The 10204-nt window shown below is 37.0% G+C and carries 11 protein-coding genes; 8 read left to right on the forward strand and 3 right to left on the reverse strand.

Going from position 1 to position 10204, the window contains the following annotated elements:
* The first annotated feature begins 104 nt into the window (after window positions 1-104).
* The 7 genes from ACE3RB_RS19080 to ACE3RB_RS19110 all read left to right on the forward strand — a co-directional run bounded on the left by ACE3RB_RS19080 (window position 105) and on the right by ACE3RB_RS19110 (window position 7651).
* Window positions 105-2099, forward strand: coding sequence for a KUP/HAK/KT family potassium transporter (locus tag ACE3RB_RS19080; protein WP_374465671.1), 1995 nt, complete (start codon window positions 105-107; stop codon window positions 2097-2099).
* Between the two features lie 66 nt (window positions 2100-2165).
* Window positions 2166-2639: a Fur family transcriptional regulator gene (locus ACE3RB_RS19085; protein WP_027374694.1), complete on the forward strand. Its 474-nt coding sequence runs from the start codon at window positions 2166-2168 to the stop codon at window positions 2637-2639.
* 3 nt (window positions 2640-2642) lie between these two features.
* The gene (locus ACE3RB_RS19090) at window positions 2643-4382 is read left to right on the forward strand and encodes an OstA-like protein (RefSeq protein WP_374465672.1); all 1740 of its coding nucleotides are present in this window, start codon (window positions 2643-2645) and stop codon (window positions 4380-4382) included.
* A gap of 5 nt (window positions 4383-4387) precedes the next feature.
* Window positions 4388-4978 (forward strand): hypothetical protein, encoded by a 591-nt coding sequence (locus ACE3RB_RS19095; RefSeq protein ID WP_374465673.1) that lies wholly within the window; start codon window positions 4388-4390, stop codon window positions 4976-4978.
* A 29-nt stretch (window positions 4979-5007) separates the two neighbouring features.
* Window positions 5008-6183 carry an aspartate aminotransferase family protein gene (locus ACE3RB_RS19100; protein ID WP_374465674.1) on the forward strand — a complete coding sequence of 392 codons (1176 nt, stop codon included), beginning with the start codon at window positions 5008-5010 and terminating at the stop codon, window positions 6181-6183.
* Between the two features lie 187 nt (window positions 6184-6370).
* Entirely contained in the window at window positions 6371-6757 is a 387-nt protein-coding gene (locus ACE3RB_RS19105) for an START-like domain-containing protein (RefSeq protein WP_002976884.1), read from the forward strand.
* A 78-nt stretch (window positions 6758-6835) separates the two neighbouring features.
* The gene (locus ACE3RB_RS19110; RefSeq protein WP_374465675.1) at window positions 6836-7651 is read left to right on the forward strand and encodes an aminotransferase class IV; all 816 of its coding nucleotides are present in this window, start codon (window positions 6836-6838) and stop codon (window positions 7649-7651) included.
* 87 nt (window positions 7652-7738) lie between these two features.
* Here ACE3RB_RS19110 and ACE3RB_RS19115 read toward each other — a convergent pair whose 3' ends face one another.
* Window positions 7739-8320, reverse strand: a complete 582-nt coding sequence (locus ACE3RB_RS19115; protein ID WP_374465676.1) for an N-acetylmuramoyl-L-alanine amidase — start codon at window positions 8318-8320, stop codon at window positions 7739-7741.
* 104 nt (window positions 8321-8424) lie between these two features.
* A complete protein-coding gene (locus tag ACE3RB_RS19120) occupies window positions 8425-8973 on the reverse strand; it encodes a YqgE/AlgH family protein (protein ID WP_374465677.1) in 549 nt (182 codons plus the stop codon).
* Between the two features lie 24 nt (window positions 8974-8997).
* Between ACE3RB_RS19120 and pdxH the strand changes: the two genes are divergently transcribed.
* Window positions 8998-9639 carry a pyridoxamine 5'-phosphate oxidase gene (gene pdxH, locus ACE3RB_RS19125; RefSeq protein ID WP_232720843.1) on the forward strand — a complete coding sequence of 214 codons (642 nt, stop codon included), beginning with the start codon at window positions 8998-9000 and terminating at the stop codon, window positions 9637-9639.
* A 260-nt stretch (window positions 9640-9899) separates the two neighbouring features.
* Here pdxH and ACE3RB_RS19130 read toward each other — a convergent pair whose 3' ends face one another.
* Window positions 9900-10190, reverse strand: a complete 291-nt coding sequence (locus ACE3RB_RS19130) for an HU family DNA-binding protein (protein ID WP_002976900.1) — start codon at window positions 10188-10190, stop codon at window positions 9900-9902.
* Between the last annotated feature and the right edge of the window lie 14 nt (window positions 10191-10204).

Genomic DNA, 10204 nt, shown 5'->3' on the forward strand with positions numbered 1-10204 from the left:
AAACTTCCGAAAGGAAGTTTTTTCATTTATTATATTCATGAAGAAAAATTCTTGACGTCATAAAATTAGTATAAATTTGCGCCTTTAAAATAAATTAAGCTGATATGGCAGAAGTTACAGAAGATGGCTACCACTTCGACATAAAAAGACTTTCCTTTATTGGAGTTTTAGTGTCTCTGGGAATTGTTTTTGGAGATATTGGTACCTCTCCGCTTTACGTAATGAAAGCAATTGTGAATGCAAGATCCCAGGGGAGCAATATGCCTTTCAATGAATACATAGAAGGAGCTCTTTCCTGTATTATCTGGACCCTTACCCTGCAGACCACAATAAAATATGTGATCATTGCTTTGAGAGCGGATAACAAAGGTGAAGGAGGTATTCTTGCTTTGTTTTCACTGGTAAGGAACCTTAAAAAAGGATGGTTATACCTCATTGCAATTATTGGTGCTGCCGCACTTATTGCAGACGGAGTCATTACCCCATCACTGACGGTAATGTCAGCTATCGAAGGTCTTGAGATTTATAACCCTCACACTCCCGTTGTTCCTATCACTATCGGAATTCTGATTGCCATTTTTGTGGTACAGCAGTTCGGAACCAGCTTTATCGGAAAGTTTTTCGGTCCGGTGATGGTGGTTTGGTTCCTGGTATTAGGAGGTTTGGGAGTTATGCATTTGAGTGAAAATTTTGAGATTTTAAGATCTTTCAACCCTTACTATGCCTATAAGCTTATCGTCAACTCTCCGAGTGCAATTGTAATTCTTGGAGCTGTTTTCCTTTGTACAACCGGGGCAGAAGCATTGTATTCCGACTTGGGACACTGTGGAGCTAAAAATATCAGAGTGAGCTGGGCATTTGTTAAGATCATGCTTATTCTGAACTACCTGGGACAGGGAGCATGGTTGCTGACTAATTATAACAAACCTGGATTCTCTGTGGTAAACCCGTTCTTTGGAATCATGCAGGAATGGATGATTATTCCGGGAGTAATTTTAGCAACAGCCGCAGCAATTATTGCCAGCCAGGCATTGATTACAGGTTCTTTCACCATATTCTCAGAAGCGATGTCCCTTAATCTTTGGCCGAATCAGAAAATTGATTATCCTTCCGGAGTAAAAGGACAGATGTATATTCCGAGAATCAACTGGGGACTTCTTATCCTTTGTATCATTGTCGTTCTGCATTTCAAAGAATCCGGAAAAATGGAAGCTGCTTACGGACTTTCCATTACAGTAACAATGTTAATGACAACAGTTCTGTTGGTATTCTGGTTATTGAAGCACAGAGTAAGCAAAGTTTTAATCCTGTTTTTCGCATTGGTTTACATGGCTGTTGAACTAGGTTTCTTCAGTGCCAACATCATTAAATTCATGGAAGGAGGATGGATTACCGTTGTATTGGCCGGCTCAATAGGAGTTTCTATGTATGCATGGTATAATGGACGACTGATCAAAACAAGATTTATCCAGTTTGTGAAAATTGAAAAATACGTGTCTATTCTTAAAGACATGAAACTGGATGAAACCATTCCGAAATATGCTACCAATCTGGCTTACCTGAGCAGAGCAAAAAGAAATGATGAGGTGGAATCCAAAATTATTTATTCCATCATCAAAAAACAGCCTAAAAGGGCAGATCATTACTTCATTCTGAGCATCGTGAACCAGGAAGATCCTTATACTTTCAGATATACCGTAGATGAAATTCTTCCGGGAACAGTATATAAAATCAACTTCCTTTTAGGATTTAAAGTAGACCGAAGAATCAACGATTATTTCAATATGGTCCTTAAAGATTTAATGGCAGACGGAAACATTCCTTCAAGAAGCAGCCATCCTTCTTTAAGAGCTCATGATATACCGCCGGATCTTAAATATGTGATCATAGATAACACCTATATCAACGATATACTTTTAACTGTTAAACAGAAGATTACGCTTAATATTTACAACTTTGTGAAGTACATAGGAAGTGATGACTTTAAAGCCTGGGGAGTATCTTCGCATAATGTTGAAGTGGAATCTGCACCTATTACAGAGCTTACAGTTTACGACAATAAGATCGAGCAGTCAGGGTATTTCCGTCACAACTCTTAATCCTCTGGTATTTAAGCATACTATCTATTTAAATAAAATTCAATAAATTTGTAGATAATTTTTTTAATGGATACAGTACAAAAAGAAAAAAATATAGCTTTGATCAAGGATGTTTTGAGAAACTACTTATTGGAAAAAGGGTTCAGAAACACACCTGAAAGATATACGATATTGGAAGAGATTTATAATATGGATCATCATTTTAATGTTGATGATCTGTATCTTCTCATGATGCAGAAAAAATATCATGTTTCCAAAGCAACGATTTACAACACTATTGAAATTTTCCTTGATGCAGGCCTTATCCGTAAGCATCAGTTCGGAGAAAAAACATTGACCTCTTCATCTTATGAGAAGTCTTATTTTGACAAGCAGCATGACCACCTGGTGATCTACAAAAAAGACTCAGATAAAGAAATTGAAGAAATTATTGAATTCTGCGACCCAAGAATTCAAGGAATCAAAGAAGCCATTGAAGAAGCATTTGGCGTAAAAATTGATTCTCATTCGCTATATTTTTATGGCACTAAGAATGACTAATTAATGAGAATAGCACTTTTTCTGTTACTCTTTATTTCTACGCTAAGCTTTGCGCAGGATAAAACCCCTGTGAAGAGAGATCCCTATTTGCAGGCTCCTTCACCCACTCAGCCTAAGCAGGTGAGACCTGAAGATAAAGTAAAGATCATCCATGCGGACGAGATCAAGAAAAATCCTGAAAAATACGACGGAAATCAATATTTTACAGGTAATGTTCAGATTGAACACCAGGGCTCTATTCTTACGGCTGATGAAGTAGTTCTGTACAATGAAGAGAACTTCGTAAAAGCAATAGGCAATACAAGGCTTCAAAATACAGACGGATCTGTAATTACAGCAGGAGAAATGGAATATGATGCCAATACCCAGAAAGGTGTTGCCAGAAAAAATGTGGTCCTTACCGATCCCAAACAAACCATCAAAACAGATATTCTGTATTACGACAGGCTGGCTAATCAGGCTTATTTTAATACGGGAGGAACGATCTCGGACGGACAGAATGTAACCTATGCCAAAGTAGGAACCTATTTTCTTAATACAAGGGTAGTAGACCTTACCGGAAATGTAAAAATCGAAACCCCTCAGTATATCATAGACGGACCCAATATCAAGCAGAATCAGAATACAAAGATTGCTGATTTCATCGGTCCGACAACCATTACCAGCAAGACGAATCCAAGAAACAGGATCTACACTGAAAAAGGTACTTATAAAATGGATACCAAGGAGGCTTATTTAACGAAAAACTCCAGGATATTTTATAACGAGAAAATCCTTACCGGTGACGACATGTATTATAACCAGATTTCAGGATTTGGTAAAGCAACGGGCAATGTGACACTTGATGACCCTAAAGAAAAAAGATATATAAAAGGGGGATACGGAGAGATTTTCGAGAAGAAAGACTCTGCAATGATGACGAAAAGTCCCTATGCTGTAAAAGTAATGGAAAAAGACTCCATCTATTTTGCTGCGGAAAAAATCATCTCTTACCAAAGACCAGATTCTCTTGATATCAAAGTTAAGAAAAGCTACCTGAGAGCCTTTAAAAAAGCCCGTATTTATAAATCCAATGCCCAGGGTAGAGCAGACTCTATTGCTTTCAATGAAACAGACGGAATTATGCACATGTATACCAACCCTATTCTTTGGAGTGGTGAAAAACAGGTGACCGGTGATAAAGTAGAAGCTTATTTTAACACCCAGACAGAAGATATTGATTCTTTAAAAGTTATCGGAAATGCTTTTGCCATCAGTAAAGTAGACTCACTGAATCTGAAAGATGAGTTCAACCAGGTTAAAGGAAAATTCATGACGGTATACTATGAAAAGAATGCGATTAAAGAAGCAAGAGTTGTAGGAAACGCCCAATCTATCGTATATGTGGATGATACCGATCAGGAAACCAAAAAGCCGGAAAGGATAGGGATTACGCTTTCTACCTGCGGAATTATCGGAGCATTATTTGAAGAAAGAGCATTACAGATTATTTCATGTAGTATAGGAGCGGCTTCAGATACCTATCCGATGAGTATGATAGAGCCTTCAAAAAGGAAATTCCCGGACTTTAACTGGAATACCAGAGACAGGATCAGAAAATGGCAGGATATCCTTGTAGACAGCCCGAACAACGAAGAAATACAATATACTGCTGATAACGAGCTCTTCGATAAAGCTCAGAAAGCAATTGATGACGAAAAAGCTAAAGAAGAAGCTAAAAAGCCTAAGCGAACAAGAAAATAATAATTATGAAAAAAATACTGTTGCTGTTATTATTTTTTCCATTGATGTTTTTTTCACAAGATTTACAACCGGATGAATTTGTATGGAGTAAAGAAAGAAAATTGCGGAAAGAAGATTATAAATTAGTTACTCACAATGAGCATATCTCAATCAAATCAGCAATTAGTTTTTCATATCAGTTAAGGGGCTATAACGCATTGAGTAATAATTTTAACAGGAAGATTATCAACAAATTTTCCAGTAATGCTTCATCAATAAACCCAGATGCCAGCAATATTCCGGCAATGATCGATTATCAGCAAGTCAACTTTGATTTGGCTGAAGTGTATGCCCGAAGAATGCGTAAAGATCTTCTTATCCATAAAAATACTATTTGGAAGGGTTTTGCTTATGCCAATGAAATGTTTAACAGTCTGACAGCTGAATATATAAAAGCTCAGGGTTTATTAGACAGTGAAACCAATTACGGTCTTAACGCTCAAAAACTTGAGGATTGGAAACAGAAAATTAAGACTGAACTTGATGAACTTTCTGATTTTGATTACAACAATACATCTAAAATAAAAATAAAAAAAGATTCTAAAGAAGATAACTGATTTAGACTTTCATAAAATATTTTCTGGACATGCAAAAAGATTTTTTTATATATCAGGCACAAACCACAAAGTTTGCTGCAGGTTTCGAAGTGGAGAAAGCGGCAGGAAGCTATATTTATGGTACAGACGGAAAGAAATATCTTGACTTTGTGGCAGGAGTTTCTGCCAATACGCTGGGACATTCACATCCTAAAATTGTAGATGCAATTAAAGAGCAGACCGATAAGTATCTTCACGTAATGGTGTATGGTGAATATGCGCAGGAAAAGCCTGTAGCATTATGCAGATTGCTTGCTGAAGCTACTCCTGACCCTCTGGAGGTAACATATCTTGTAAACAGTGGTGCAGAAGCTATTGACGGAAGTTTGAAGCTGGCAAAAAGATATACAGGAAGAGAAGAAATCGTTTCCTTTAAAAACTCCTATCACGGAAATACCCATGGTGCTTTAAGTGTTTCAGGAAATGAAACCCATAAAAGAGAATTCCGCCCTTTGCTGCCGATGGTTTCTTTTATTGAATTTAATAACGTAGAAGATCTTGATAAAATCACGGAGAAAACCGCATGTGTAATCCTGGAAACAGTCCAGGGAGCAGCAGGATTTTTGGTTCCTTCTCAGGACTATCTGATCAGATTAAAAAGAAGATGTGAAGAAGTAGGAGCGCTGTTGATTCTGGATGAAATACAACCCGGATTCGGAAGAACAGGGAAACTGTTCTCTTTTGAACACTTTGGAATTGTTCCGGATATTCTGGTAATGGGAAAAGGAATGGGAGGAGGAGTTCCTGTGGGCGCTTTTATGAGTTCCAGAGAAATTATGGAGACCCTTTCACATTCACCAAAGCTTGGGCATATTACTACCTTTGGTGGAAACCCTCTGATTGCAGCGGCAAGCTATGCAACGTTAAAAGAAGTTCTGGATAGCGGACTGATGAACGAAGTGGATGAAAAAGAAAAACTGTTCAGAGAACTTTTGGTTCATCCGAAAATCAAAAATATCAACGGTAAAGGCTTGATGCTGGCTGTCAATCTCGGAACTCCTGAATATACTCTCGAAGTAGCCAAAAAATGTATGGAAAGAGGACTTATTATTTTCTGGCAGCTATACAGAAATGAGTACCTGAGAATCTCTCCGCCTCTTACATTATCCATGGACGAAATCAGAGAAGGATGCCAGATTATTCTTGACATACTGAATGAAAATTAAATAAAAATCTCTCCGAAAAGGAGAGTTTTTTTATGTTTCGCATGGCAGTTTTTAAGCCTCAAAACCCGTCCCAATAAAGATGTAAAACCCGTGATAAATATCATGCTGATTCTATAAAAAAGTAATTGTTTTTTTGCGTAATAAAAAAATTAATTTATATATTGCGGGACGATAAAACAAAGATTATATGGCGAAACATAAAGTCCATTACGAATTTCCAATGCACTGTTTATCAGAGATTTTATATGAATATCTGGCGACTGCAGAGGGATTGTCTGAATGGTTTGCGGATGAGGTAACAGAAAAAGGCGATGATTTCTTTTTTAGCTGGGGCGGAGGACCTGCTGAGAAGGCCACTTTAATCAGATATAAGCCTGAAGGTTTCGTGCGTTTCAGATGGGAAGAAGATGAAGGAACTAAAAACTTCTTTGAAATGACTATCGTGATAGATGATATTACAGAAGATCTGTCTCTTAATATTACAGACTTCTGTGAAGATGGTGATGAAGACGAAAACGCAATGTATTGGGAAAATCTTATTGAAAACCTCAGAATAAAATTAGGGGCAGCATAATGCTGGACTCTATTAAATGATAAAACTGATGAACGATTTATCGTTCATTATTTTTTTGTAAATAAATCACATTAAAAATTGGAAAATCAATATTTTATATCAGACGAATTAAATGTAAAGAACAGAGCTTTTCTTTGGGGAGACTCAGTGAAGGTTTCTTTCTTTGTGAGAAATGGTGGATTGATCATGGACGAAGAATGCTATTTTTTCCTGATGGCTTCCATGAGAAAGATGAGAATGAATATTCCTTTAACTTACACACTGGAGTTTTTCCAGACACTTTTTCAAAAAGATATTATTGAAGGTAAAGGAGTAGCTAACGGAATTATTAATTTCCAGGTGTTCAGAAATAATGACGGAGTGACATTGGCGAAATCTTCTGTTTCCTATTTTTACGAAGTTACGGAGATGGCTGATGTGTTGGCTGTACACCAAAGACCTCTGGAGCTGGACCTGATTAAGGAAATTAATGTCAATAACAACCTTTTGAGCAATATCCGGGTTCACTGTCCGGAAAATATTTACGGAGCAATTTATGCCCAGGAAAATGATCTTGACGACGTGATACTTCTGAACCCAAACAAAAGGATTGCACGTACCACAGCGGGAAATCTTCTTTTTTTAGAAGGTGATGTGATCAAAGTTCCAAAGCAGACCGAAGGATCGTACATTTCTCCTTTGATGGAAAATTTTGTTACTTTTTTGCATAAGAATAACCTTGCAGATATCCAGGAACACGAGATTATTGCATTTGAATCTCAGAAAGCTGAAGAAATTTTAATGATTTCTGACGAGAAAGGTATGTTTTCTGTAGGTAAGATAAGAAATAAGACTTTTGAAACCTCCCGTTTCTCAGAATTGGTAGAAAGCTGGAAGAAAAGTTTTCATCAGTAAAAAATTGACAAACCCGGTAAACAACAAAGTTCCAGAAGTCCTTTACCGGGTTTTATTCTGAGTAAATCAGAAATTGTTTCTTTTTATTTAATATTCGTTGATGATCTCAACAAATTTCTGTGCGATTTCTTTTTGCCCCTTTTCACTGGTAATATAATTCCTGTTATCAGAATTATTGATAAAACCAAGTTCAACCAATACGGCAGGTGCCTTGGTTTCTCTTAATATGTGAAGATTGCGCTCTTCAATTTTGCGGGCATTGAATTTTTTGTAAATTTTTCCGGCCAGTTCCTTTGAAACATCAGAATTCTGAACATACACTTCAAATCCGTTGTCAGTTCTCTCTTTTTGAGGCGAGCTGTTAACGTGAAGGGAAATAACCATTTCAGGGTTCAGTTTATTGATCTGATCTGTTCTCTCGGCAAGAGTAGGGAAACTATCGGAATCTCTGGTCAGAATGATTTCGTATTTATCCTGGCTTTCATTGATCTTCTGGATTTCTTTAGCAACACTTAGCGAAATATTTTTTTCCAGAATTTCACCATAAGTAGCCCCAAAATCATTTCCGCCATGACCGGCATCAATGACAATGTATTTTTTGTTGATAGGGGTAAATGATAAAAAAGCTGTAGAAAATATTGATAAAGCAAGTAATGTAATACCTTTCATATCAGTGATTTTAGTTTTTCAAAGAACGGAAAAACTTTCTTTAAAATTGGTTAAAAGAATCTTAAAGTTTGTTAATTATCAGATTGATACGAAAAATATACGGTTTAGTTTAATGAAATGTCTTCAGGAGAATTGGCCCAGAGAAGGAATTCTCCCCCAAGATTCTGCATGATAGATTTCCAGAGTGTCTGATCATTGGGAAGCGTATAGTCAAGGTTATAAACATCCACTACCGTCCACATTTTCCTTTGAACTTCTGTGTCCAGCTGGTTAGGAGACCATCCGGAATATCCTGAAAATATTTTGATATGCTCAATATTCAGTTCGCTGCTTAAAACAGCATTAATGATACGCTCAATATCTTCTGTAAGATAATATTCATCGGTGATATCAGTATAGATCTCAGTGACTCTTTTACCTTTTACAATAAAAAAGACTTTATCATTTTCTACTGGTCCTCCGTCGTAGACCTCAATTTTAAAGTCAAAAAAATCTTTGAATTTGCTACTCATCTGGCTGTTCTTTTTATTCAATATCAAACCAAATGCACCACTTTCATTGTGTTCAATAACCAATACTACCGATCTTGAAAAAATATCGCCGGAGATGTCAGGTGTCGAGATTAATATTTTACCTTTGTATGAGTGATTCATACTCAAATTTAATAAAAAATATTTATGGAAAACCTGCACGACAAAAGAAAAGTGTACGAGAAATCCCAACTTATTGAAAGTGAGATCAAACAAAATCCAATTGAACAGTTCAGAGACTGGTTTTTGGAGGCTAATGAGAGCCCGGTGATCTCAGAAGCTAATGCTATGGCGGTTTCTACAGTGGAAGAAGACGGGTGTCCGAGAACAAGAATGGTCCTTCTGAAAGCATATACCCATGAAGGGTTTATTTTTTACACCAATTATAACAGCAGAAAAGGAAAAGCAATAGAGAACAACCATAAAGCATGCCTGCACTTTTTCTGGCCTAATCTGGAACGTCAGATCATTATCAAAGCAGATCTTGAGAAGGTAGCCGAAAATTTAAGTGATGGTTATTTTCATTCAAGACCGAAAGGAAGCCAGTTAGGAGCTGTTGTTTCCCCGCAGAGCCAGGTTATTCCCAACAGAGAGTTTCTGGAAGATAAGTTAAAAGAGCTGGAAAAAGAATTCGAAAACACTGAAGTTCCGCGGCCGGCCAACTGGGGCGGATATCTGGCAAGACCTTATGAAATTGAGTTCTGGCAGGGAAGACCCAACCGTCTTCATGACAGGATCATCTACCAGCTGGAAGATCTGGACTGGAAAATTTCAAGATTGGCTCCATAATGAGAATCAGAGGTTAGAAGTTAGAGGTAGCTGATAGAGTCTTTTAATAAGAAACTTAGATGGTTAAATAGATATTCTGATATATCAATAGAAGCGGGCTTTAGCCCGCTTATTATTTGTGCATAGCGGTAAGGCTTCAGCCAAAACTTATATAATCTTAAACGCTTAAAAGACTTAACGGTTTAATTCCCGGCACCATTTATAGAAATAAAAAAGGCTGTTTCCTGGAAACAGCCCTGAATTTTTTGTAATCTGAATGATTATTTTTTCTTAGCACCTGAAACTGCATTTGATAAATCAGCTCCAGCCTTGAATTTAGCAACTTTTTTAGCAGCGATCTTGATCGGTTTTTTAGTTGCAGGGTTAATACCTTGTCTTGCTGCTCTCTCAGCTACTGAGAAAGTACCGAAACCTACTAAAGAAACTTTTCCGTCTTTTTTCTTTAATGTTGTAGTTACGTTACCAATGAAAGATTCTAAAGCAGCTTTAGCTGCAACTTTAGTGATACCTGCATCTTTTGCGATTGCGTCGATTAATTCAGACTTGTTCATAATTTTTAATATTA

Origin of the sequence: Chryseobacterium sp. (genome assembly GCF_041914225.1) — a bacterium.
GTDB lineage: Bacteria > Bacteroidota > Bacteroidia > Flavobacteriales > Weeksellaceae > Chryseobacterium.

Excerpts from the sequence above, each read along its gene's own strand:
- ACE3RB_RS19080 (WP_374465671.1), top strand. The coding sequence starts at position 105 with ATGGCAGAAGTTACAGAAGATGGCTACCACTTCGACATAAAAAGACTT.
- ACE3RB_RS19085 (WP_027374694.1), top strand. The coding sequence starts at position 2,166 with ATGGATACAGTACAAAAAGAAAAAAATATAGCTTTGATCAAGGATGTT.
- ACE3RB_RS19090 (WP_374465672.1), top strand. The coding sequence starts at position 2,643 with ATGAGAATAGCACTTTTTCTGTTACTCTTTATTTCTACGCTAAGCTTT.
- ACE3RB_RS19095 (WP_374465673.1), top strand. The coding sequence starts at position 4,388 with ATGAAAAAAATACTGTTGCTGTTATTATTTTTTCCATTGATGTTTTTT.
- ACE3RB_RS19100 (WP_374465674.1), top strand. The coding sequence starts at position 5,008 with ATGCAAAAAGATTTTTTTATATATCAGGCACAAACCACAAAGTTTGCT.
- ACE3RB_RS19105 (WP_002976884.1), top strand. The coding sequence starts at position 6,371 with ATGGCGAAACATAAAGTCCATTACGAATTTCCAATGCACTGTTTATCA.
- ACE3RB_RS19115 (WP_374465676.1), bottom strand. The coding sequence starts at position 8,320 with ATGAAAGGTATTACATTACTTGCTTTATCAATATTTTCTACAGCTTTT.
- ACE3RB_RS19120 (WP_374465677.1), bottom strand. The coding sequence starts at position 8,973 with ATGAATCACTCATACAAAGGTAAAATATTAATCTCGACACCTGACATC.
- pdxH (WP_232720843.1), top strand. The coding sequence starts at position 8,998 with ATGGAAAACCTGCACGACAAAAGAAAAGTGTACGAGAAATCCCAACTT.
- ACE3RB_RS19130 (WP_002976900.1), bottom strand. The coding sequence starts at position 10,190 with ATGAACAAGTCTGAATTAATCGACGCAATCGCAAAAGATGCAGGTATC.